Source organism: Amycolatopsis nalaikhensis, from assembly GCF_030264295.1.
GTDB classification, from domain to species: Bacteria; Actinomycetota; Actinomycetes; order Mycobacteriales; family Pseudonocardiaceae; genus Amycolatopsis; species Amycolatopsis nalaikhensis.
The window spans coordinates 965,295-988,179 of sequence record NZ_CP127173.1; the positions used below are offsets into that span (position 1 = coordinate 965,295).

Annotated in this window: 23 protein-coding genes; 9 read left to right on the forward strand and 14 right to left on the reverse strand. The window is 65.3% G+C overall.

Annotated features, from left to right (window positions below; all coding sequences use genetic code 11):
• Window positions 1-537 precede the first annotated feature (537 nt).
• Together QP939_RS04720 and QP939_RS04725 are read right to left on the reverse strand one after the other, a co-directional pair.
• The gene (locus QP939_RS04720; RefSeq protein WP_285452190.1) at window positions 538-1,518 is read right to left on the reverse strand and encodes an IS481 family transposase; all 981 of its coding nucleotides are present in this window, start codon (window positions 1,516-1,518) and stop codon (window positions 538-540) included.
• A gap of 48 nt (window positions 1,519-1,566) precedes the next feature.
• Window positions 1,567-2,367 carry a hypothetical protein gene (locus tag QP939_RS04725; protein ID WP_285455303.1) on the reverse strand — a complete coding sequence of 267 codons (801 nt, stop codon included), beginning with the start codon at window positions 2,365-2,367 and terminating at the stop codon, window positions 1,567-1,569.
• 1,288 nt (window positions 2,368-3,655) lie between these two features.
• Here QP939_RS04725 and QP939_RS04730 point away from each other — a divergent pair.
• Together QP939_RS04730 and QP939_RS04735 are read left to right on the forward strand one after the other, a co-directional pair.
• The gene (locus QP939_RS04730; protein WP_285455304.1) at window positions 3,656-3,964 is read left to right on the forward strand and encodes a type II toxin-antitoxin system TacA family antitoxin; all 309 of its coding nucleotides are present in this window, start codon (window positions 3,656-3,658) and stop codon (window positions 3,962-3,964) included.
• Window positions 3,951-4,610 (forward strand): GNAT family N-acetyltransferase, encoded by a 660-nt coding sequence (locus QP939_RS04735; RefSeq protein WP_285455305.1) that lies wholly within the window; start codon window positions 3,951-3,953, stop codon window positions 4,608-4,610. Before QP939_RS04730 ends, QP939_RS04735 begins: the two co-directional genes overlap by 14 nt.
• On the opposite strand, the gene QP939_RS04740 is transcribed toward QP939_RS04735, so the two are convergent.
• Window positions 4,597-5,973 (reverse strand): tetratricopeptide repeat protein, encoded by a 1,377-nt coding sequence (locus QP939_RS04740; protein ID WP_285455306.1) that lies wholly within the window; start codon window positions 5,971-5,973, stop codon window positions 4,597-4,599. The genes QP939_RS04735 and QP939_RS04740 overlap by 14 nt on opposite strands.
• Window positions 5,974-6,440: 467 nt before the next feature.
• Here QP939_RS04740 and QP939_RS04745 point away from each other — a divergent pair, with 467 nt between their 5' ends.
• Together QP939_RS04745 and QP939_RS04750 are read left to right on the forward strand one after the other, a co-directional pair.
• Entirely contained in the window at window positions 6,441-8,534 is a 2,094-nt protein-coding gene (locus tag QP939_RS04745; RefSeq protein ID WP_285455307.1) for a GNAT family N-acetyltransferase, read from the forward strand.
• Window positions 8,535-8,627: 93 nt separating this feature from the next.
• Window positions 8,628-9,098 carry an ASCH domain-containing protein gene (locus QP939_RS04750; protein ID WP_285455308.1) on the forward strand — a complete coding sequence of 157 codons (471 nt, stop codon included), beginning with the start codon at window positions 8,628-8,630 and terminating at the stop codon, window positions 9,096-9,098.
• 110 nt (window positions 9,099-9,208) lie between these two features.
• On the opposite strand, the gene QP939_RS04755 is transcribed toward QP939_RS04750, so the two are convergent.
• From QP939_RS04755 to QP939_RS04765, 3 genes are all read right to left on the reverse strand, one after another.
• Window positions 9,209-9,556, reverse strand: a complete 348-nt coding sequence (locus QP939_RS04755) for an ABC transporter permease (RefSeq protein ID WP_285455309.1) — start codon at window positions 9,554-9,556, stop codon at window positions 9,209-9,211.
• 107 nt (window positions 9,557-9,663) lie between these two features.
• The gene (locus QP939_RS04760; protein ID WP_285455310.1) at window positions 9,664-9,822 is read right to left on the reverse strand and encodes a hypothetical protein; all 159 of its coding nucleotides are present in this window, start codon (window positions 9,820-9,822) and stop codon (window positions 9,664-9,666) included.
• Window positions 9,819-10,598 carry an ABC transporter ATP-binding protein gene (locus tag QP939_RS04765; protein ID WP_285455311.1) on the reverse strand — a complete coding sequence of 260 codons (780 nt, stop codon included), beginning with the start codon at window positions 10,596-10,598 and terminating at the stop codon, window positions 9,819-9,821. Before QP939_RS04765 ends, QP939_RS04760 begins: the two co-directional genes overlap by 4 nt.
• An 860-nt stretch (window positions 10,599-11,458) precedes the next feature.
• Between QP939_RS04765 and ltrA the strand changes: the two genes are divergently transcribed.
• The 3 genes from ltrA to QP939_RS04780 all read left to right on the forward strand — a co-directional run bounded on the left by ltrA (window position 11,459) and on the right by QP939_RS04780 (window position 14,209).
• On the forward strand, window positions 11,459-12,721 hold the full coding sequence (gene ltrA / locus QP939_RS04770; protein WP_285455312.1) for a group II intron reverse transcriptase/maturase: 1,263 nt from the start codon (window positions 11,459-11,461) through the stop codon (window positions 12,719-12,721).
• A 154-nt stretch (window positions 12,722-12,875) separates the two neighbouring features.
• Window positions 12,876-13,589, forward strand: a complete 714-nt coding sequence (gene imuA' / locus QP939_RS04775; RefSeq protein WP_285455313.1) for a DnaE2-dependent mutagenesis accessory factor ImuA' — start codon at window positions 12,876-12,878, stop codon at window positions 13,587-13,589.
• Window positions 13,586-14,209 carry a GNAT family N-acetyltransferase gene (locus tag QP939_RS04780; RefSeq protein ID WP_285455314.1) on the forward strand — a complete coding sequence of 208 codons (624 nt, stop codon included), beginning with the start codon at window positions 13,586-13,588 and terminating at the stop codon, window positions 14,207-14,209. Before imuA' ends, QP939_RS04780 begins: the two co-directional genes overlap by 4 nt.
• Here the strand turns inward: QP939_RS04780 and QP939_RS04785 are convergent.
• From QP939_RS04785 to QP939_RS04800, 4 genes are read right to left on the reverse strand one after another with little or no spacing between them, the layout of a single operon-like run.
• Complete coding sequence (locus tag QP939_RS04785; RefSeq protein WP_285455315.1) at window positions 14,199-14,693, reverse strand: NUDIX hydrolase; 495 nt, start codon at window positions 14,691-14,693, stop codon at window positions 14,199-14,201. The two genes, QP939_RS04780 and QP939_RS04785, sit on opposite strands and share 11 nt — an antisense overlap.
• A 54-nt stretch (window positions 14,694-14,747) precedes the next feature.
• Window positions 14,748-15,563, reverse strand: a complete 816-nt coding sequence (locus tag QP939_RS04790; protein WP_285455316.1) for an endonuclease/exonuclease/phosphatase family protein — start codon at window positions 15,561-15,563, stop codon at window positions 14,748-14,750.
• Window positions 15,554-16,186 (reverse strand): dTMP kinase, encoded by a 633-nt coding sequence (gene tmk / locus QP939_RS04795; protein ID WP_285455317.1) that lies wholly within the window; start codon window positions 16,184-16,186, stop codon window positions 15,554-15,556. Before tmk ends, QP939_RS04790 begins: the two co-directional genes overlap by 10 nt.
• Entirely contained in the window at window positions 16,183-17,289 is a 1,107-nt protein-coding gene (locus QP939_RS04800; RefSeq protein ID WP_285455318.1) for a radical SAM protein, read from the reverse strand. The genes tmk and QP939_RS04800 overlap by 4 nt, the downstream gene beginning before the upstream one ends.
• 121 nt (window positions 17,290-17,410) lie before the next feature.
• On the opposite strand from QP939_RS04800, the gene QP939_RS04805 reads away from it, so the two are divergent.
• On the forward strand, window positions 17,411-18,505 hold the full coding sequence (locus QP939_RS04805; RefSeq protein ID WP_285455319.1) for a LysR family transcriptional regulator: 1,095 nt from the start codon (window positions 17,411-17,413) through the stop codon (window positions 18,503-18,505).
• On the opposite strand, the gene QP939_RS04810 is transcribed toward QP939_RS04805, so the two are convergent.
• The 3 genes from QP939_RS04810 to QP939_RS04820 form a co-directional block, all read right to left on the reverse strand.
• A complete protein-coding gene (locus tag QP939_RS04810; RefSeq protein WP_285455320.1) occupies window positions 18,481-19,278 on the reverse strand; it encodes a Scr1 family TA system antitoxin-like transcriptional regulator in 798 nt (265 codons plus the stop codon). The genes QP939_RS04805 and QP939_RS04810 overlap by 25 nt on opposite strands.
• Complete coding sequence (locus QP939_RS04815; RefSeq protein ID WP_285455321.1) at window positions 19,275-19,505, reverse strand: hypothetical protein; 231 nt, start codon at window positions 19,503-19,505, stop codon at window positions 19,275-19,277. Before QP939_RS04815 ends, QP939_RS04810 begins: the two co-directional genes overlap by 4 nt.
• 222 nt (window positions 19,506-19,727) lie before the next feature.
• Window positions 19,728-20,312 (reverse strand): P-loop NTPase family protein, encoded by a 585-nt coding sequence (locus tag QP939_RS04820; protein WP_285459653.1) that lies wholly within the window; start codon window positions 20,310-20,312, stop codon window positions 19,728-19,730.
• A gap of 193 nt (window positions 20,313-20,505) precedes the next feature.
• Here QP939_RS04820 and QP939_RS04825 point away from each other — a divergent pair, with 193 nt between their 5' ends.
• The gene (locus QP939_RS04825) at window positions 20,506-21,765 is read left to right on the forward strand and encodes a helix-turn-helix domain-containing protein (RefSeq protein WP_285455322.1); all 1,260 of its coding nucleotides are present in this window, start codon (window positions 20,506-20,508) and stop codon (window positions 21,763-21,765) included.
• Here the strand turns inward: QP939_RS04825 and QP939_RS04830 are convergent, their stop codons facing one another.
• Window positions 21,766-22,413 (reverse strand): HAD family hydrolase, encoded by a 648-nt coding sequence (locus QP939_RS04830; protein ID WP_285455323.1) that lies wholly within the window; start codon window positions 22,411-22,413, stop codon window positions 21,766-21,768.
• Window positions 22,414-22,885 lie beyond the last annotated feature (472 nt).

Here is a 22,885-nt window from a genome sequence, read left to right on the forward strand (position 1 = left end):
CGCGGCCTGAGCGTGGCGAGTGCCGAGGTAGGTTCGGGACAGCCGCCCCGGCTCTTGTCCGCGGACCCGATCGTTGGCGGCCCGGAGCAGGTCGCAGCCGACCCGGCAGGCGTGCAGAGCGATAGGCAGGCCGGAGCAGTGATCCGAAGGTCTGATGGGCTCGACGAGGAGCTCGTGGAGCGAGCGCGGCAGGCGGACGCTGCACACTGGCGCCACCACCGTCGTCCCATCTCCGCTGAGACGTTGCGGAAGCAGCTTTGGGTCGGGGCGACGACGTCAAGGAATCTCGTGGCGGTGGTGCGACCTGAGAATGCACCGGCAAGGCGATTGGCCATCCGCGATCTCAACGACACGGAGGACCCGGTGGTTCGTGACGCTCTGCGGGACGACGGTGGCGACTCCCGGCGGGTGGTCGAGGTCTGACGCGCTGAGGTGCGTGGACGGATGATCGGTCACCGGCAGAGGCTTCGCCCCGTGCGCGACGTTAACGCCAGGGAGCGGATTGACCCAGCATATGGTCACCCGCGCCCCGGTGACCTAGGTGTGCTGCTGCTTCTGGTCGTTGACACCCTGGGATGGGGGTTGGGTCTTCTGTAGCAGCCTCTCATACGGGGTCTGGCCGTCCAGGCCGCCGTGCGGGCGGTGGTAGTTGTAGTAGTCCTCCCATTCCTTGAGCTTGTCGTTGAAGGCGCCGATGTCGCCGAGGACGACACCGTCGAGCAGCCGATAGAACTCCTCGGCGTCGATGCGGTGCGAACGCTCGACCTTCCCGTTGAGCCGCGGCGTGGCGGGCCTGATGTAGACGTGCCCGATGCCTTGGTCGAGCAGATGCCAGTGGAACGCGGACTGGAATTCCGCACCGTTGTCAGTCTGGATCTTCTCGACCTGGAACGGCAGCCGGGACAGCACGTAGTCCAAGAACTGGATCGCGGTCTTCTGATCGGAGCGGGGATAGATCCGCAGGATCCGCAGGCGAGTGCAGTCGTCGATGGCGGTGTACTGGTAGTACCGCTTCTTCCGGCCGGCGTCGGTGGTGATCGGTTCGACGAACTTGACGTCGATCTGCAACTGGTGGCCGGGGCGCTGCTTCTCATACCGCTTCCACCGCTGCTGGTGGCGTTTGTAGCGCTGAGACGCCGGCAGCCGGCTCATGCCCAGGCGTTTGAGGATGCGGTAGATCGTGGAGTGGCCGATCTCCTGGTCGTGATAGCGGCGCAGGTACATCTCGATCTTCAGCGGGCCGAAGTGGTAGTGCTGGCGCAGGTGGATGATCTTCTCGACCACCTCGGGAGGAGTGATCGTCGGGCAGTGCAGCGGGGCGCTCGAGCGGTCCTTCAGCCCGTCGATGCCCTCGTCCTCGTAGCGGCGTTTCCACCGGTAGAACACGGTCCGGCTGATGCCGTAGTAGCGGCAGGTCGCCGCGACGTTGCCGCTGACTTCTTCGGCGTGACGAAGGACGGCCAGGCGCCGGTTTGCACGCCTGACCAGGTCCTTCTCACTCCATACTCGCTCAGCCATGGGCCTCCCTTGATCAGGAGCCCAGACTGTCAACAACCTCTGTCAGTTTTAGAGCCAAAGTCCCCAACGGGCGAACGGGCTCGCTCCGGCTGGGTCTGCGATGAACGAGCCGCGATGGAAGTCCTCGACTGCACGATCCGGGTAGCCCGCCTCTTCCATGGCAGTGGCAACGCAGGCGCGAAGGCGATCGACGCACAAGTCGACCAGATCCAGTATTTTGCTCGCGGCTTCGACCATGCTGCCGAGGTACGCCTTATCGAGGAGCAGGCATGACTCGCACAGGACGGCCTTGGCGTCCGGTCCACGACCATGGAGGAACTCGGAGACGGCGCCGTAGAGCACACCGGGACGAAGTGACCGCCCGGCGGCTGACGCACTCCGAAGGTCATGGGGCTTGGCGGACTCCACGTGGAAGAACGTGCGGCCGGACCAGAGTCTGGTGTAGTACTCGACGTTCGACTCCCCGGAGCGCCGCCGGTCGCCGGAGTTGTGGGCGAGGTTGAGTGCCCAGCGCTCGAGTTGGGACCTCGCGATTTGCGCGGCGCCGATCAGCTGGCCCGATGCCAGCAATCTGATGGCGGAGACCAGGCTGTCGATTCCCCAGTGCAGATGGTCCAGCCACGGCGCTGCCTCCGCGCGGGCCATCCAGACGTCCCGGGAACGCAGCCTTCGCAGTCCGGACTCCAGGACGAAAAGCTGGTTGAGGATGATCCTCGAGCGGGCGGTGACTTCCGGGGCGATCAGCCCCACCCGGTCCATCCTCTGGTTGTGCCGGGAGATCAAGGCGGCGGCGAGCGAGTCACGACCGCGCCGGGCGGCCTGTTCGTAGTCCGGCAACTCGTCGCCCACTGAGCGGCCGTAATGTTCGGCGCGATTTCCTTGCTTGAGGGCCCGAGGTGAGCCCTGTCTGGTCGTGGCGGCCTGCCTGAGCCGTCGGTTTCGAGTGGACTTGCCCATGGAGCCTCCGGCGGTTCGCTCGCCGGGATGTGATCGCGAATGAGGTTGGCTGTGTTACAGCGCGATACTTGGCACCGACGCCCGGAGGTCACCGCGGCGGCTGCGAACAGTCCACAGGCGATCCTGCGGTCCGGTCGTGCTCGCACCTGAAGTGCGACGACCATCTGTTCGGGGGGCTACTGGGGCGTCGAGATTCCCGCCTGCGCCAGCCTGCCACGGTCAGAGACCACAGCCGATTCCTCGAACCGCAGGCTGAGTTGGGTGCCCCGTTTAGTTTCGCGGCGAGGTGCTGTCCGGACCATTGACTCGCGGCGGCGAGTACGGCGGAAGCCGATTACACGGACTCGGCCTTGACCCGAGGTGCGACGCCTGTCGAGTTGTCACGATATCGAGCCATTTTCACGGTCCCGTTGTACTGCTTGGCGATTTCGTCGGGTCACCAGGCCCGATAAGCGGCGGCGGTGAGCAGGGGTCGAGGGAGTCGCTCGCTGGGTCCGTTCGGTGATCAGAAGCCTGAATGCTCGCGATGAACGGATCGAATCCGACGAGAACGAGGCCCAGCACCGACTGGACAGGCCCAGCGTCCAACCCCGATGGGGTTGCGCGGCAACCGTCGAGGCGACCAGTGGCCGCGGTCAGAGTAGGGAGGGGCACTGTCGGAGCGGCGTTCGAGTCGGTCCTCGTCTGCCCCTGGCTGGAGGTTCAGTGGTGTCGCTCAAACCTCAGCCGATCAGATGATCAAAAAGGGATCGAGCAACGCTGCCGGCGTCTATCGAGGTGATGACTTGCCGGTCAGGCAGGTCGAGCCCACGTGACGAGGCTGGACAGAAACTGGACAAACTTCCCGTACGCACGTCCGGCGCTGAACGCGCAGCTTAGAAGAATCGTACAATCGTTCGAGAGTGGCCAAGTTCTGGCCAGCGTCGCGTCGTCCAGCGGTTTACGCAGGTAGACGAGCTGATCGCCGATCAGCGATGGGCACGTGTCGACTGTGCCAAACGGTGTGGGGGCAAGCCTCAAAACAACTAAGTGTAGCTAAATAATCACTTTTCGTGATTATTTATAACGAAACAGACTCGCGAGCACGTTGGCCCGGTCGGGTGATGTAACTATGCAGCCCGCCCGCCGATGTATGTACCGTGTACGTACACCGCAGTCGAGTGTTGAAGGGAGGGGCTTGATGTCAACCGAGGAATCCGCCCAGCGAGCACCACGTGAGGGCAGGCTGAACCTGCGTGCCAGTAGCCGGCAGGAGACACTGTTGCGTCAGGCTGCCGCAGCGACCGACCGTTCGGTCACGGACTTCGTTCTCGACTCCGCCGTGACGCAGGCAGAGCGGGTTCTGGCGGATCGTCGCTGGTTCGTTCTGGACGACGAGCGCTGGCAAGAGTTTGAGCGTCTGCTGGATGTGCCGGTGCACGAGACGCCGAAGCTGTCCAAGCTGTTCCGTCAGCCATCTCCCTTCTCGGGTTCCGATGGCCAGTCGTGATGAAGGGGAGGACGACCACGTCGAGGTCGTCCTCCCGCCACGGAAGTTGGAGCGCCGGGATAATGCCAACGCTCAGAACTTCCAGAGCGGCGCCGACGAGCTCGACGATTGGTTGGCGAAGTTCGCGTGGGCTAACCAAAAGGCCAACAATGCAGTGACCTATGTCTCGGTGACGAACAAGGGTCGTGTGGTTGGATATTACGCGATTGTCGTTGCTGGAGTTAGTAAGCAGAATGTTCCGGGGCAAGTTTCCGGGAAAAACCCTCCGACAGACGTCTCGTGCATTCTGCTGGCGCGTCTCGCTGTTGACTGGGAGTATCAAGGCAGAGGTATCGGTCAGGCTCTTTTTGCCGATGCGATGAAGAAAACTTTTCAGTTATCTCGGGTTGTTGGTGTGCGCGCAATGCTCATTCATGCGCGAGATGAACAAGCTAGGGATTTCTACCTCAAGCACGCCGACCTTGTGCAGTCCCCCACTGATCCTTTGCACTTGATGATTTCCATGCATGTGATCGAAGCGGCGCTGGATGAAGCTGGCATAGTTGTGCCGGATGGTTCTCCGCCTGAGGCTGCGCAGGACGACGAGGACAATATAGACGATGACGACGAGGGTGACGCAGCTGTCGGGCCACTCAAGTCGGCCTAGCCTCATTCAAGACGGCTCGCGCCTGAAGTCCCCAGGATTTGGCGGTAAGTGCAGCAAGGTTCGACGGGTTGGTCGACTTAGCGGCAAGGTCAGCCGGCTGCCAGAGTAGATATTCAACTTCATCTGTGAACGTAGAGATCGCCCCTTCAAGTTGTTGTCGAGCAGAATCAAAGTCGCGGATGCGCAGCAACGCCGAAATTCTATTTATTAATATTAGCTCTGCTGGCAGATTCTCCTCGGGATGAACGCGGTCGATGACGGATAAAGCTTCTGTAGGGTCTGTTGTAATGAGGCAAAATCCGAGCATGGAGCGGACATTGTTGAGTCCCGGGTATAGTCGAAGGACTGCCCGTAGAGTCGCTACGGCCTCGGCTGCAAATCCACGCTGTAGCAAGAAGATCACTTGATGCTCGAGCTGGTCGTGTGTGATGTCACGTACGGACGTCTCGTGATCCAGGGCGAAGGAGGCTCTGGATACGATCGCTTCAACGACTAGGCCGGTGTGGGAAGGGCGCTGCAATAGAGTTGAAGCGGTTAGGCCAGCCTCGGCTGCTGTGGCTTCGGGATTGCTGGAGAACCTGAGTTCCCAGTAAAGCGAAGTGCGATGCCATGTGCTGTAGTGAGTCTGAGAAAATCTGTCTACGGTCCAAAGAATAGCCTCGTGCCCGCCGCGAATGTTTAGATCTTCCTCGGTTAGAGGGTCGTGAGGGTCTGCGTGAAGTTGCCAAGCGACAATGTCGCGGATGCATGCGGTTTGAAGCCATTCGTCGATCTTTGCAGAGAACTGGCCGCGCCACAGGGATGGGATCACGCTCAGGAGTTCGTCGTTGGGGGAAATGTGCTCTGACGTGGGAGAATCTATGCATGAAACGGCCAGGTCGAGCCAGTCTTGAACCGCGGGGACTGGGCTCGATGGCAAGGCTGATTCATTGAAGCGAAAGTGTGCGATCACGAATGATGTGATCATGAGCCGCAGTTTGCGTGCGAGACCCACTCGCACCAGTGCGTCGGGTGGTAGGCCCAGCTCTCCGATGTGCGCAAGCGCCTTGGTGATGCGCACCATCCGACGAGGGGGGCTCTTAAACGTCCAAGGTGGCTCGGTGATCTCGTCGACAACCGTGCGCATCAATGCGGCCATCGGCCACTCAGCGCTAGGAAAGGTGTCGGATCCATCAACTTTTAGTAGCGTCTTGGAGACGTCGTAAATCTGCGCCTCGAAGCGCGCCTTCCTGTCGGCCTCGAATCGTGCTGCCACAACCTCACACCTGCACGGCGAACCGTTCGGCGGGCTGAGCGTGTGACCGCTAGCGCTGCAGGCATCGGCGAAGTAGCGTGCACCATCTGCTGCCAGTTCCTCGTCCAAGCTGCCTCCTTGGGTGGCGTCGTCCGCTGCTCTGCACGGCCTGCTGTATGTGAAGATATCCTCGCTAGCTGCCTTGATGTTACCCTCGTTTCGCATCGGTTCCGACACTGCGCTAAACGAGTGAAAAGTGTTTCGTTGCGATAACGGTCAACCACGTGACAAAAAGAGGACATTAGTCCGTAGATGATCACACCTTCTTGGTTGTGACTACTGTGCGGACCTGGTGTTTTGCTTTTCTGCAACGACTGTGTGGCCCTGTCGGGACGTCTGGTTGGATGGTTGAGACGGACGCCGAGGACCGTGTCACCTCTTCGTCTCATGTTCCCTTCCAAATGGTTCGCCGGGTGTCTCTGGAGGGGCTGCCGCTGGTCGCAGCAGTGTTCGCAGCCGAACACATATGCGCGTCCAGATGAGTGAGATCGACAAAAGTCGTGGTCACGGCCTCAGCGGTCGGAGACACTCGCATCGTGAACACCGACGACGAGATCACCATCGAGACGGTGCCTCACGCAGATCCGAAGACGATCGAAGCGACGGTCGACCTCGGCGATCTCTCCCGTGACACCCTGGGGCTGTTGCCGCGCGCGGTGTACGCGGATGCGGCAGCCAAAGGTTGCCTCCTTGCAGCTCGGCACCGATCCAGCGGCCGCGTCGTCGGGTATGTGCTGTTCCGGTTGCCGCGGGACGAAGTGGTGTTGACCCACGTGTGCGTTGACGAGGCATTCCGTCGGGCTGGCATCGCCAAGCTCATGGTCGATGAGGTGAGCCGACGGCACGACCAACGCCAAGGGCTCCGGGCGAAGTGCCGCGACGACTACGACATCGCGGCGACCTGGCGTGCGCTGGGTTTCACGAAACAGGCGCGGACAGTCGGGCGTGGCAAGGACGCTGCAGCGATGACCGTGTGGTGGCGCGATCACGGTCACCCTAAGTTGTTCACGCTGCCGCTCGTCGAGCCTGCCATCGTCACCGCGGCGATCGATACCAACATCTTGATGGACCTCCGCATCCGCAATGGGCATGGCAGCGCGAAGCGCTCACTGGTTCTCAATGCGCCGGACTTGCAGGATCGCGTAGAGCTTGTGGTGCCATTCGGGCTGGAACGTGACCTCGAACGTCAGCCCGAGCAGCACCGCGCTCGGCTGCTCAGCGAGGCTCAGCAGCACTATCGCCGGCCAGGCAGTCCACCTGGTAAGGCGGAGCAACTCCATGACCGCATGCTGGCCGCGATCACCGAAGTCCTGCCGAAATACCCGGCTACTCCACAGGACGCAGGGGATCTCTGGCAGCTGGCCGAAACCGCCGCCGCAGATATCCAGGTGTTCGTGACTTGGGACGAGAGGCTCCGCAACGTCATCGCACCGATCCTGCTGCAACTGGAGGACGTGCCTGAAGTTGCGCAGCTGCGCGTGCTCGACCCGAACCGGCTGTACATCCTGCTGGACGAGTTGGCGCACGCGGCCGCTTACCGGCCCGACAGCCTCGAGGGCACGGAGTTCCGCTCAGGCCGAGCTGGTGCAGGCGAGGAAACGGTCCTAATGGCGTTTCTCAACGGTGAGCGAGGTGAGCGCCGCACCGACTTGCGCGACCGGCTCGGGGAGTTCGCGCGTACAAAAAAACATCACCTGATCGTGCGGGCGCCCGACGGGACGCCCGTGGCGTGCTATGCGACCGAGTTGGACGGTGGTGTTCTTCGAGTTCCGCTGCTTCGCCTGGCAGATCACGCGACGGCCGGTACGGTTGGCCGCCAGCTGCTGTGGCTGCTGCGCAAGCAGGCTCGTACGTCCGGGGCGCAGGTAGTGGGGATCGGAGACCCCTACCTGTCCATGTCGTTCGAACGGATTATCGGGTACGAGTCCTACCAGCGAGTCGACCAGAACTGGTACTCCTTCGTCGTCGATGTGCTCGGCACCGGAGTGCAGGTTTCCGCCGCCGCCAGCCGAGCTTACGGGCTCGTCGGGCTGCCTCCGGCCCCGTTGATCATGCCGAAAGCGGATGCTGCTACAGCGGCACACTACGAGCGAGCGTGGTGGCCGGCGAAACTTACCGACAGTGAGCTGCCGCATGTGACCGTGGCGATCAAACCGACATGGAGTGCCGAGTTGTTCGGGCGGCCTGAGCTGCTGCTGTCGCGTCGCGCGGACATCGCGCTCGGTCGCGAGCAGGTCTACTACCGAAGTGGACGCGGCAGCGCGCTACGAGAACCAAGCCGCGTGGTCTGGTACATGAGCCGAAGTACGACGACCGGCCCTGGCCGGTTCATCGGCACATCTCTGCTCGACGGCATCGACAAGGGCCGCCCGGAAACGCTGTTCGCGACCTACAGCCACTACGGCGTCTTCCGGCTCTCAGACATCCGCGCCGCCGCGACGGACGGATACGCTCAAGCCCTACGCCTTTCCGACACCGAGCTGTTCGCTTCGGACGTTCCTCGCCAAGTCTACGACCGGCTGCGGAAGCCTCTCGGTGGTCCACAGGTGCCGCTGTCGCCGACCCGCATTTCCAATCAGCTGTTCGCCGAGCTGTACGCGGCGGGACAGCGGCTGGAGGACGAGAAGTGATCCGATGCAGGGCCGCTCGCCTAGCACAGGGTCATGGTTCAACACGGACGGCGTTGACGTCTTTTTGTCGGTGGACTCGGATAGTCTCCGCCTGTGAGCGAACGCAGGACGACTCCGAATACGGCTTCGGGAGCCCCTGAAGCGCGGCCGCTGGTGCTGTCCCTGCGCCCTCGGTTCGCCGAAGCGATTCTCGACGGTTCGAAGACTGTCGAGCTACGCCGCACGCGTCTTCAAGCGCCGGCCGGAACGCGGTTGGTGCTCTACGCCGCATCTCCGGTCATGGCGGTCGTCGGAGTGGCAACGTTAGAAGCGGTGGAGTCGGCGTCGCCAAATCAGATCTGGCGGCGGCATCGGCTTGCAGTCGGTCTTGAACGGCGTGAGTTCGATGCGTACTTCGCGGACGCGCAGCGCGCAACCGCACTGATCATCAGTTCGCCCCAGCGGCTTGCCGAACCACCGGACCTGGCCACGATGCGAGCTGAGACCGGCTTCCGGCCGCCGCAGAGCTACAGGTACTTGACCCCTGTTGATCCCCAAGTGCTGCACCTGGTCGCCGCAAGCTGACGTCAAGACGGCTGCGGTAGGCACAGGAGTTCGTCAACTCGGCTCGTCAGCGCTTGTCCGCTCGTCATCGGATAAGCAAGACGGCCCGGTCTGCGAGCCGACGCGAGCTTCTAGGCTTCGGTGAGCCGGCGGGGCGGGTGACCGCATTCAGGCTCCCACCCCGCCGGGTGTCTCGGCCCGATCAGCCTTCGTCCCCGCCGTCTTCGTCCTCGCCGTCGAACATCTCCGTCAGGAGCATGCCGCCCACGACGCCGCCGGCCACCCGCGGCCGACCAGCTCGGCAGGCCGATGGCGGCCCCGAGCAGCAGGCCGAGCAGGTAGGTCTGCGCGGTGAGCGCCAGCGACCACCCCGTGGTGACGGCGAACTTGGCGGCGACGATCGTGGTGCGGGGTGTGGGCAGGGCCAGGAGGTCCTTGACGGTGTCCTGACTGAACTCGCGACCGAAGGTCCAGATCACGATGACGCCGAAGAGGACGGCCCCGCCGACGGCGATGATCTGGGCGAGCAGCGTGAAGTAGGCGGGCCAGTCGGCGGTGCCGCCGGTGAGCTCGGCCTTGGTGCCGATCAGGCCGAGGAGCGGGCACGGCGTACGTCCTGGAGGATGAACATGGTCAGGCCGCCGAACCCGGCGGCGATGGTGAACGCCGCCGCGGTGATCCACGGCAGCCGGGAGCGGCGGGCCTTCAGCAGCTCGGCCCACATGGCGGCGGTGGCGGTGCTCATGTGTGGCTGACCAGGCGGAGGAAGCAGGTTTCGAGGTCGTCTTGCTCGACGGCGAGCCGGGTGGGCGGGCAGCCCGCGGTCACGAGCTGGGTGGCGATCTCGTCGGGGTGGTGGATCGCGCGGTCTTCGGTGAGGGTGAGCTCGCCGTCCTCGGCGGAGACGGTGTGGCCGGCGGCGCGCAACGCCGCGGTGGCGTGACCGGGGGCGTGGACCGTGACGCGCAGCCGGGGGCGTGCCTGGGCGACCAGCTCGGTGGTGGCGTCTTCCCAGACCAGGCGTCCGTGGTCGAGGACGCCGAAGCGGGTGGCGAGGCGGGCGACTTCGGTGAGGATGTGGCTGGAGAGCAGGATCGTCACGCCGTTGTGGTGGGCGAGGTCGTGCAGCAGGCTCCGGATTTCGGCGACGCCGGCGGGGTCGAGGCCGTTGGCGGGTTCGTCGAGCAGCAGCAGATCAGGTTGGTGCAGCAGGGCTTTGGCCAGGGCGAGGCGTTGTTTGTTGCCCAGGGACAGCGTTTGCGCGCGGTGGTGGGCGTGGGGTTGCAGGCCGAGTCGGGCGATGACGTCGGAGACGGCCTTCTCGACCGGTTCCTCGAAGAGCGAGACCTGGCCGCGGGTGGGGCGGATGAGGCCGAGCAGCATGCGGATGGTGGTGGTTTTGCCGGAGCCGTTGAGGCCGAGCAGGGCGTAGATCTCGCCGCGGGTGGTGTGCAGGGTCAGGTCGTCGACGGCCAGGATGTCGCGGTACTGCTTGGTCAGGCCGACAGCGTCGATCGTCATGGGAAGCCTCGTTTCGCGCGCAGGATCGTCGCGCCGACCAGGCTTCCCGGCACACCAGGGGTGACTTTACTCCGGCCGTGTCCCGAAATGTCTTTGCTCGTCGTCGATTTCCTCTTGTTCGGCTTCGGCTGCGACGTTGGGGTTGCCGCGGGGGCCGCACGCCCATGACTTCATGGGCTGGCTCGCTTGCTGTGTGTCGCGGGCACAGTTGGGGAAACGTGAGCTCGACCGGGGCGACTTGACAGCGACTGAGCTGCCCCGCAGTATCCGAACAAGTGTTCGAGTGTGCCACGTGCGCGGAGGTGGCTTGATGTAGGAGAGCTTCTGGATGCGGTGTTCCATCGGAGATGAAGGTTGGCCCTTCGGAGTCGCCCTGCGGGGGGAGGCTTCAAACCGCCCACTGCTGCGTTAGCTGAAGACTGTCGTGGTGAGCGATGTGGGGAAAGGCGCCCGTGAGGTGTCAGGTGGGGATCGGAGAGACGTTGCGTCACAGCCTGTGAAGTGTCGAAAATTGTTCGGATGACATCAAAACCGGGGCAATCGAACGGTTCCGGGATGAGTCTGGCGGGTGCCCGTTTATTGGCCAGGCGGTGTCCGGCATGAAGGCGGCGTGAATCCGGTCTGCTGCTTCGATGGGGAACGTGGGAAGGCGTGCCCGATACTGCTGCCGGCAGGTGGCGATAGGGAGAATTTCAACCGGCTGAAACCGGAAGGAACTGAGTACCGTTGCGAGGCGCGCTGGCGGACTGGCCCGTAGTAGCTGTGAGTCTCCTGCTTGACGCGGTGGGAGAGGAGCCAAGGGGCCGGGTCATCTGTGGCTTGTTCGCGTCGATCAACCGGGGTTCCCGGGAGGAGTCGCGGTGGGCGAGCTGAAATCGTTGGGCAAGGCGTTCGATATTTCGAAGTGGGAAGTGAAGGAAGCCTGGGAACGGGTCAGGGCCAATAAGGGTGCGCCGGGGGTGGACGGTTGCTCGATCGAGGACTTCGAGAAAGATCTACGGGGAAACCTGTACAAGATCTGGAACCGGATGTCCTCGGGCAGCTACTTCCCGCCGCCGGTGCTGGCGGTGGAGATTCCGAAGGCGCACGGCGCCGGTACGCGGGTGCTGGGTGTGCCGACTGTGGCTGATCGGGTGGCGCAGACGGTGGTAGCGCGGAGGCTGGAAAGGGCGGCTGAACCGGCCTTCCATCCGGACTCCTATGGTTACCGCCCGCGTCGTTCCGCGTTGGACGCGGTCGCGGCGTGCCGGGAGCGCTGCTGGAAGAGCGACTGGGTGATCGATCTGGACATCGAGAAGTTCTTCGACAGTGTCCCGTGGGACCTGGTCGTCAAGGCGGTGGAGGCGCACACCGACCAGCGGTGGGTGGTGCTGTATGTCACGCGGTGGCTGCAGGCACCGATCCAGACCTCGGACGGGGAAATCCGGTCTCGGGACCGGGGCACTCCGCAGGGGTCGGCGGTCTCTCCGGTGCTGGCGAATCTGTTCCTGCACTATGCGTTCGATGCGTGGATGGCGCGGACGTTCCCGGCCATCTCGTTCGAGCGTTACGTCGACGACGCGGTCGTGCACTGCACGAGCCGGGTTCAGGCCGAGCACGTGGCGCGGGCGATCGGTGTCCGGATGGAACAGGTCGGGTTGCGGTTGCATCCGGGCAAGACGCGGATCGTGTATTGCCAGGACGGTAAGCGGCGTGGTGTTCATGACCACACCGGTTTCGCCTTCCTGGGGTTCACGTTCCGTCAGCGCTGCGCCAAGGATCGTCAGGGTAAGCGGTTCAGTGCTTTCCTGCCTGCGGTCAGCAAGGCGGCCCTGAAGAGGTTGAGTTCGCAGGTGCGGTCCTGGCGGCTGCATACGCGCACGACCCTGACTTTCGCTCAGCTCGCGCGGTGGGTCAATCCTGTCGTGCGGGGATGGATGCAGTATTACGGGGCTTACTACCGCTCCGCGCTGCATCGGCTCCTTACCCGCGTCAACACCTACTTGGTGCGGTGGATCCGCAAGAAATACAGACGCTTGCGGGGCATGAAATCCGCGGTCCGGTGCTGGCGGGGGATCGTTGAACGACATCCCCGGATGTTTGCGCACTGGGCATGGGTCGCGGCTGTTCCGCCTGCTCAATGATCAAGGTGACAAGAGCCCGGTGACGAGAGATTGTCACGCCGGGATCCGTGGGAGCCTGGGGGTGAGATTCCCCCGGGCCACCCGACTAAGTTCGGGTTCGCTCGCGGCTTCCCACGTGGGCGTCTCCGGTGCGTGGTCTTGGTGCTGGAGGTGCATGGTGGCGGTGCCGGAGGTAGTCGCAGGGCTGGCGGCGATCCCTGGCGTCCGCACGGCCGCGCAGCTCGGCGAGCCGAGCCTGGACGCTTCGGCGTCAACCGGCTCTCTGCCCTTGGCGCCGACGTTGACCGAGCTGGTGCCGGGCGGGTTGCGGCGCGGCAGTGCGGTGTCGGTGTCGGGCTCGACCGCGCTGGTTCTCGCGTTGCTCGCCGAACCGACCCGCGAGGGATCTTGGGCGGCCATCACCGGCATGCCGGACATCGGCGTGGTGGCAGCCGTGGAGCTGGGCGTCGAGCTCGAGCGGCTCGCTCTCATCCCCGATCCCGGGGCCGAGGTCGCTGCGGTGCTGTCGGCCCTGATCGACGGGTTCGATCTGGTCGTGCTCGGCCCGACGATCGCGCGCGGCATGCAGCCACAGCTCGGGCGCCGGCTGGCCGGACGGGTCCGTAACCGGGGCGCGGTCTTGCTCGCTGCGGGGCCGTGGCCCGGCGCCGACCTCGAGCTGCGCGTGTCGAACCGCAGGTGGCACGGCCTCACTGACGACGGCTTCGGCCATCTGGAGTTCCGTGACGTCGTCGCGACCAGCCGCGGCCGCGGTGCCGCTGCGCGCCCGCGCACAGTCGCGCTGGGCCTCCCGGGCAGCGGTGGTGCAGTCACCAGCAGCGCTGTGAAGGTATCCGCGGGCCGGGGGCTCAGCGAGGTCGCCGGATGATCGACCACACCGGCGCGGCCGTCCGATCAGGTGCGCGTGGCGAGTTCGGCGGGCTGATTCCGATCCGGCCGGCGACCGGCAATGTCGCTGTCTGCTTGCGCGGCCATCGGCTCGACCTGGACCTCTACGACAAGTTGAAGCCCTACAGTCATCGCTACCGACGGCATGGCACGCTCTGCGAGGTCTGCCGTGCGCAGGAAGGCTGCGATCCCGGGGCCCGGCGCCTCGCCGAGTGGGCACACCTCGACGTCACGGTCCAGTACGAGCCCGACACAGCCCCTGGCGACGGGCTCGTACTGGTCGCTCACGCACCGGTTGCGGGGACGAGGGCAGGCCGGATCGAACTCCGTCTCGACGGCACCGAGGTTGGTACGGTGACCGCTAGCCCGTGCGTGAGCTGCCGTACGGCCACCCTCGACTACGTCCACGTCGCCGCCGAGTACCGGCGCCTCGGCTTCGGTCGCACGCTCGTAGCGGCTGCGGTGGCCCGTGCCCCCTCGTACCGATGGACGGCGCCGCTACCGGACGGCCCGGTCGCGCAGTCGTTCCGTGCCCGGATCGCCATGCGCCGACCTGGTCAGCCATGTGCCCACGCCGGGAAGGCCGGTCTCACGCGGTGAGCGTCAGGGGAGTGATGGGAAAGCGGTCGTCGAGGAGTGCTTGCAGGAGGTCTGGCAGCTCCGCGGGCAGGAGCTTGTCGCGGCAGGCCGAGACTTCGGCGGCGGGCCACCAGCGGCGCTCGATGAGTCCAGCTCGCTCGTTGGCGGTGTGCCGGAGCGCAGTGCGTGGTGCGGTGTGGTCGGTGCGGGCCAGGTAGACGTGGTCGAGGCGGTGGTGGTTGCGGCCGCGGTAGGTGAAGCGGCTTTCGCGGGTCCAGAGCTTGCGACCGATCTCGTCCAGCACGAGCCCGGTCTCCTCGGCGATTTCGCGCCGTGCGGTGTCCTCGAGCTTCTCGCCGGGATCCTGGCCGCCGCCAGGGAGTTCCCACCAGTGGTGGCTGGGGTCGTCGGGGTCCCGGGCGTGGATGAGCAGGACTTCGTCAGCGTTGTTAAGGAGCAGGACGCGGGCGCCGACCCGCAGGGTCGGTTCGCTGGCGACGGTCATCCGGTGGGTCCTCGTACTCGGCGGCTCATTGATGGCCGGGCACGATTACCTCGGTCAGAACAGCGTTGCCTCGCGGTCCGCGGCCGGGTCGGACGTTATCAGCGGTGCGTTCGCGGTGAGCGTCAGCGCGACGGCGAGTCCTGAATGGTCCGTCAGCGCAGGGTTTCCGGAACGGGTGTCGTGGACGTACGCGCAGCTGGTGAGGTGGGCGAGGAGCGAGGGGGACGCGTGAGCGTGGTCGTAGCGGTAGCCGAGCTCGGCGCGGCGAGCCCAGCTGTGCTCGACAGCTGTCGGATGCAGCGCGCGGAAGGCATCGGTGAGGCCGTGTTGGTGGGTTAGCGCAGTGTAAAAAGCGGTCTCGAACGGCGCGAACTGCCCCGGGTGAGGCGGTACGTGCCCCGGTTCCAGAACGTTGAGATCACCCAGCAGGAGAACGGCGGCGTGGTCGCCGGTGGCTTCATAGGCCCGGTGGAAGGCCTCGAACCACTCGCGTTTGCGGGTCGTCTTCGCTTCTGTGGCGTCGCGGGAGGGGACGTAGGCGCCAAGGACACGCAGCGGGCCGTCGTCGGTGTCCAGCACAATGCCGGCCAGCCGGGCGGGCAGGTAGGTCATCGCCGGGCCGATGGGGTCCACGGTGCACTCGAATCGGGAGAGCAGCATGACGCCGCGTTCCTTGTCGGGGTGCTCGGGGAAGGTGACCGCCCAGCCGGCGTCGCCGTAGGACTCGGCGATCAGCTGCGTGCCGGGCCCGGAGCCGGTCTCTGTGAGCACGAAGACGTCCTCGTCGCGGCGGGCGAGCCAGTCGCGTTGGCGGCGGGCTCGTTCGATGGCGGGGTTGCCGACGTTGAGGGTGAGGACGGTCAGGGGCATGCCGGGCTCTCCGTGAGGGTGCGGTGGATCAGGTTGATGATGGTGCCAGCCGTGGCGCGGGGATCGTCGGCGCACTCGATCATCTCGACTGGCCAGCCCTGGTCGCGCAGGAAAGTCATGGCCGCCAGGTAGCCGAGGGTTTCGCGGAAGCTGCTTCCGGGGGTGCGCTCGAAGCGGCTGTGTCCGCCGCGGGCGCGGAGCCGCTGTTCGACGTCCGCGGGTGGAGCTTTGAGCGCGCACACGAGGTCGGGGCGGTACACATCGTGGTTGAGCGCCCAGACGACATCGAGCGGGATGTCGTCGAGCCCCTGCAGGACCAGCGACGATGCCGCGTACCGGTCGCAGAGCACGATCTTGCCTTCGGCCAGGGCCGGGAGGATCTCGCTGGCCAGCTGGTGGTGACGGTCAGCCGCGCAGAGGCAGGCCAGAGCCATGTCGCAGTAGGTGTCGGTGCCATGCCGAGCCAGTTCGCCCAGCGGGGAGCGCGACGGCTGGACGGTGGCGTGCACGGGAACGCCGTCCGCTCCGAGGAGCTCGGCGACCAGCGCAGTGATCGTCGTCTTGCCGACGCCGCCGGGGCCTTCGAATGCCACCAGCTTGCCCGGCAGCCGCGGCGCGCTCACGCGACGTCCAGGGGCAGCAGCCGGTGGGTCTCGGCGGTGACCGGGCACTGCTCGGCGTCGACGTCGCCGATGCGTCCGCCCGCGGCGACGACCGCGGCGGGGCAGCCTTTGCCACATCGTGGTTCGAGGCTGCACGACGTACAGGTCGGATTTGCGCCGACCTGGAACCGCTCGTGGAACCGGTACGCGTCCAGGCGGGCGGCGATGTCGCGATCGGTGAAGATGTTGCCGACGATGAAGTCGGTGTCGGGGTGGCGAGAGATCGGAGTGCGGGCGGAGAAGACGAGGTAGGGGCAGACGGTGACTTCGCCGGGGGTGAAGACGTAGATGATCGTTCCGGCTTCGCAGCCGGCGAGGGGTTTGCCGTCGGTGTTGGGGAAGCGGATGTGGGCGATGTCGAGGTCGGGGCCGTCGAACGGGGTAGTCAGCTCGAAGATCTCCTGCATGTGCATGGTGGTCTTCGCGAGCTTCCGCTGGGACTTCACGCCGCGGCCCATACTGCCCAGCGGGTTGAGCAGCACGTAGCGCGCGCCGTTCTCTCGCGCGAACTCGCACAGCTGCACGTACTCCTCGTTGGCGGCCAGGGAGTTCGGCGTGCACAGCAGCCCTTGCAGGAGGCTGGCCGTGGCGAGCTTGCGGACGTTGGCCACGGTCACGTCGAAGGACGCGCGGTCGCCGCGGAACAGGCCGTGGGAGTCGGCGGCGAACCCGTCGAGCGAGACGTTGACGTGCACCCCGGCCGTGGCGAGCTGCCGGATCAGCTTGTCATCGAGCTCGGTGGCGTTCGTGCAGACGCCGACGTCGATTCCGGCGTTGCGGAAGGCGTGCACGATGCCGAGGAAGTCCGGGTGAACGGTCGGCTCACCGCCGGTCAGCGTCACCCGGCGTACCCGGGCATCGGCCAGCCGAGGGACGACCTTCTTCACGACCTCGGTCAGCGGCATGTCCTTGCCGCGCTTGGTCGCGGAGACGAAGCAGTGCGCGCAGCGCAGGTTGCACCGCTCGGTGATCTGGACGAGTGCCTTGCGGTATGGGGTGTCGACGGTGGTGCGGAAGTAGCAGCTCGACGCCTGCTCGTCGACGGCGATCGGACGGACGGTCATCGTTCGGACCTCCAAGTCGGGCGAGCGGTGGCGGTGGCACGAGTAGACCACTCGGTGCTCGCTGGAGCAATAAATTGACTAATAATGCTCGAAAGAAAACTTCAGTGCATTCTGGCTACACTTGCTCGAACTAGAACTGGAACTATCCGACTGGAAAACAAGCGAGGAGACCCTGGTGAGGGACTCGGAAGTCGCCGAGCTGCTCGGCTTCCCTGCAGAGCTGCTGGACACGAGCCTCGACCAACTGCGGACGCTGGCCGTCGTGCACGCCACCGGCAGTGCGCAGCGCGCGGCCCGGGTTCTGCAACGGTCGCAGTCCAGCGTGCAGAAGCAGCTCGACACGCTGAACGATGCGGCGATCCGGCTGATGGGCGAGGCGCTTGTCGCGAAGCAGGGGCGCGGGAAGGACTTCCTGTTCACCAGCTCCGGCGACGAGGTCGTCGCGCTGGCCACGAGCACGCTGCGCGCCTGGACCGAACGCGTCCATGGCGCCCGCCGGCGGGTCGGGTCCACCATCACGGTGGGCACCACCGAGTTCACCGTCGAATTCCTCGGCGAGGTCTGGCCGCAGCTGCGCGACACCTTCGAACGCCGAGGCATCCAGCTCAAGATCGAGCATGTCCGGACCCGCGACCTGAAGTCCAAGCTGGATGCCGAGCAGGTCGATCTCGTGTGCGGTTCGTTCGCTGCCGAACGCGGCCGCGGTCCGGACGTGCCGCACGATTTCCTCGAGTGGCACCGCGAACGCGTCGCCCTGCTGACCAACCTCAGCACCCGCGAGGTCCCCGACCGGCCGGTGACGCGCGACGCCCTCGCCGGCCTGCCGCTGCTCGCGCCGACCGCGGGTCTCCTGGCCGACTTCCTCACCCGCTGGTACGGCCCGGAGTACCGCGGCAAGCTTCATGTGGTCGCCGACATCGACGCCCTCAACTACGGCCTCAACCTGCTCAGCAGCAAGCTGATGTTCGGCTGCCTGCTTACGACCGAGCGGGTCGCCGACGCAGCGATCGAAGGCCGGCTGCCCGGCGCGAACCTCCGCAAGATTCAGCTCGGCACAGGCTACGAACCTGAGCTCGAAATCGTCACGGGAATCTTCGCTCGCGCAGGCGAACGACAGCGATACGCCGCTGATCACCCACTCAACTTGCTCTGGGACGCCTTCGCGGCTGCCGCTCCGGCAGGCCGTGACGCTCAACATGAGGTCGCCGGATCATAGGCGACAGCTACCCGCTGAAGCGCATCGAACGTCGACTTGTAGCGCCTCACTGTCGTCAGGTCGGACAGGTAGACCGTCGAGTGCTCGTGTCTCAAAACGACGGTGAAGGCCTTCTCCGCGGTCTCGTAGATGACGAAGGACTCGATCGTCGGAGAGACGGCCGCGTCGGCCGGGACGATCCGGGTGTCCACCTGCCACCGGTTCGGTGAGCTGGTGATCTCCTGAAGTTGCGCCTGCACGACCTCCGCCGGGACGCCTTCCAGGGTCAACGCGGCCGAGCCCAGCAGGAGGGTGTGCCGATGCCGGGAATCTCGATCGACCTGTCGGACGCGGCGCGCGAAGATCTCCTGGTCGACGTCGTCGGGCTGGGGGCGCGCTCCCGGAAGCGCGTGAGCGTAGCCGAACGTCTGGAGAAGGTCCGGGACGACCTTCGGTGCCCATTCGTAGGTGTGAAGGGTGTATCGGTCGTACGCACGCTGGAGGCTGATCTCGCCGGAGTCGTTCCCTTCGACATAGCTCGCGCGCTCGGATTCCGCGTGCAGTCGGCCCAGGAGATGGCATTCGGCGGCTGGCACTTCAAGTAGGCCGAGCGCCCAGCCCAGCGGCACCGCTGGAATGCGCCGTTCTCCGGTCTCCCAACTCGAAAGGAGGCTTGGGCTCGTGCCCATCAGGCGGGCAAGCCTCCGGAGGCTCATGTCCCGAGCCATTCGATGTTCCCGGATCGCGCGGCCGACCACGTAGAAGCCGGGGTAGCGCAACGATGCGTCGGTCATGCCAAGTGCCGTTCTGCGATAAGAAGGTCGTGCGGAGTCAGCACGATGCCGGCGTCGACGTCCGCGGCGTGAGACTGCAGGATGTCCAGCAGCTCCTCGAGCCCATCTGCGAAGTGCCGCTGATCGTCCGTTGTCGCCGTTCCGTCCTGAAGCTGGTGCACGAGCAGGCTGATTCGGACCTGCGTCGCCAGCAGCGTGTCGACGAGTCGGGTGGTTTCGCGGGACATCGGTGCTCCGGTCGATCGTGGTGGTGATTCCGAAAAGGACGGACGGCGTAGCCCGAGGAGCACGCGGCAAAGAAGTACGTATCCGGCGTCTTCTGCGAGAAGCAAGTCGTCCTCGGAGGGCCATTGGACTTCGTTCGGTGCCATGGTGTTCACCCGGGCCATACCTGTGGTGGGGGCGGCGGAGTTGCGGTCGGGGCAGCAAGTCCGCCGCCGGTCTGGGGGTTATCCGCGTTCGATCACATAACCGATGGCGAGTTCCAGGGCGGTGCCGTGGTCGGAAGAGGGCACGGGAACATTGGTGACTTCAAGGCTTTCGGCAACCCGGCGCACCCAGCGATCAGCAAGGCGCCGAAACACCTCATCGTCGGTTTCTCCATCGGTCGCGGCTGCGTCGAGCGTCGTTCGGAAGAGCAGGTTGTAGTTCGAACTGTGGTTCCGCACCAGGCTCTCGAGCTGATCGAGCTCTGCCTGACCGGGTGCATCGCCGCGGTGCTCCAGGGCGGCGCGGTAGTACGCCAGAGCGTCGGGAACAGCACCGTTGACCAAGATGACGTCAGCGTGGACCCACGCTTCCAGTTCATCGCTGATGCCGCGGGTGATGAACCACATCGTCGATGCCCAGGAGTGGTTGTGCAGGATCGGTATCCCCAACCGTTGGGCCCGCTCCACAAGCGCCGCGATGGTGGCGACTTGGTATCCGTTGCGTCGAAGCTCCAAGGCCAGGCGGGAGATGAACGTGCTCTTGCCCGTCAGGTGCGGACCCATGATCCCGATGGTCAGCGGCCGCTCGGATGCCCCGGGCATCATCGAGTCCACCCTTCGGCGTTCCTCAAATCAGGTAGTGCTTCGCCGGATACCGGCATGGCGGTTGTGTTCACCGGTTCCCTCCTGCATCGTGACGTCGGAACGATCACCATGGGACCCTGGCCAGCGACGATGCCGGAAGGGGGTAAATGACGAACGTGCCGATTTACCCCTGTAAACGGATCGGGAGAACAACGTGACTGACGAGCAGACGGAGACGCGGCCGGCCGCCGATCATCTTGTGCGGGAGATCCGGCGCCTCCGATCGGCCGCGGGCCTGAGTCAGTCCGAGCTGGCCCGGCGGATCGGCTACACGCGCAACTACGTGTCACTGGCCGAGCGGGAAGGGCGGAACCTGCCGTCGCGTGAACTGGTCGATGCGCTCGACCGCGGTCTGCGCACGGGTGGCGATTTGCGGCGGCTTTGGGAGGCGGCGAAGCAGGAGCAGGCGGAGCTGCGGCGCGAGAACCGATCCCCGCGCACCACTCAGCTCAGGGACGATGCGGTGCGTGTCGGCATGACGGCGCTAAGGCGGGCGCTGTTGGCTTGCGACGAGCCGGACGACGGTCCCGTTCGTCCGGCGCACGCCCTGCGAGCAGCTGTCTCCCAGGTGACAGAACAGCGTGTCCAGGCGCGTTATGCGCAACTGGTCGTCGATCTGCCGGATCTGCTGATGGAGCTGGGACGGGCGCGCGATTTGGCGATCGATGAACGGGAACGCAGCAACGCAACGGAGCTGTTGGTCCTGGCTTACCGGGCAGCTGACGGCCTGGCTTTCAAGTACGGCTACACCGACCTCTCGAGCCAGATCATCACCGCCATGCGATTGGCTGCTTCCCAGGTCGATCGACCCTTCCTAGATGCGGCCGTCGCCTATGTGCGTACTGAAATGTTCTTCGCCGTGCGAGATCTGGAAACGGCGCACCGCTCGCTCGTCCGTGCCATCGATCGGATACCGGCTACCCGATCCACAGTAGACAGCGAAGCTGCCCGCGGATCGCTGGCGATGCGGGCCGCCGTCGTTTCCGCACGTGCGGGTAAGGCGGAAGAAGCAGATGATCACCTCGCTGAGGCGTATCGAGCTGCCGAGCACACGCCCGAAGGTGTCTACCTCGGAACGGCCTTCGGTCCCGCTTCGGTCCGAATTCATGAAGTGGCTGTGGCGCAGGAGCTGGGGGACAGCCCGACCGCGGTCCAACGCGGCACCGGTTGGCACCCGCCTCGCGAGCTTCCGGCCGAGCGCCGATCGCACTTCTACATCGACTTGGCTCCGGCGCAGCTCGAGGTGGGTCGGCCCGACGACGCTTTCGCATCGCTCCAGCTGGCCAAAAGCGTCGCGCCGCTCCACACCCGGGAGCATCCTCGGGTCAAGGCGGCACTGCGGTCGCTCCTGCGCGCGCAGCGGACGGTCAGCGACGAGCTGGCGACGTTCGCCGCATGGGCTGACGTGTCGTGATCAAGTTCTGGCGATCAGGTTGGGCAGTTCGTTCAGCGAGTTGATGACCCAGTCGGCGTTCGCCAGCACTGTCGGGTCGTCAGCCCACAAGTGTCCCCAGGGACCGCGACGGATCAATGCCGTCCAGAGCCCGGCGGCGTGACCGGCGACGACGTCGTTGTCCCGGTGGTCCCCGACGTAGAGCAGCTCGTTGGGAGCGACGCCGGCCAACTCGATGACGTGCCGGAAGAAGGCGGGATCCGGCTTGGCGACGCCCCACTCAGCCGAGGTCGCGATGGCATCGACAGGGAGGTCGAGCTTGCGGAGCAGGCTCCCTGCCTTCGCGGTCTGGTTGCCGGCGAGCGCGATCCAGAGTCCGTTCCTCCGAAGCTGGGTTAGAGCGGGCCGGACGTCAGGGTAGAGGTCGCTCTCGTCGATGCGCTCGCCGTTGCCGGCGTCCTCGCGACGCTGCCGCTCGGCCGCGACGTCGAAGTCCGGCTTGAAGTACTGGAACGTCTCGGCGTTGTCCCGGCCGGACGCGGTTACCGCCCCGAGCACTGTCGAGAACGTGTGCCGGCCGACGCCGATCCAGTCCGCCCAGGCGTTCCACTCGCGCGTGTCGTCGAGCACGGTCTCCCCGATGTCGAGGACTACCGCCCTCACCGGCATGGCTCTTCCTTCCGTCGGTGCCGTTCTGCGCCCGAGTCTGTCACTCTGCTGCTGCCGCGGCAGGCCGCCCCCAACAAGGCTGGCTGGAGCTGTCGGAGTTGGCCAGATTGGAGCGGGTCCCCTTGTGATGGCCTGACCTGAGGTGACCGGAAGCTCTTGATCGAACACATGTTCTAGTTGCGTGGTAGGTTCAGCTCGTTCGAGGTCGCGGAGTCTGGGAGGTCGAAGTGGCGTGGTTGCTGCGGGAGCGAGTCACTGGATGCGAGTGGCGCGTCGGCGACAGTGACCTCGCCTGGGAGGCCGGCGGCTACGACACAGCCAGGTTCGAACTCCATGTCCTCGATGAGGAAGTCATCGGGGCGCCAGACGGCCTCCCTGGCTCTCGTCGACCATCGGAAGCCTGCACCGCGATCGTGTAGCCGCCGTGTAGATCTCGCGCTCGGCTGCCGTGATGATCACTGCGGTGGCTGGC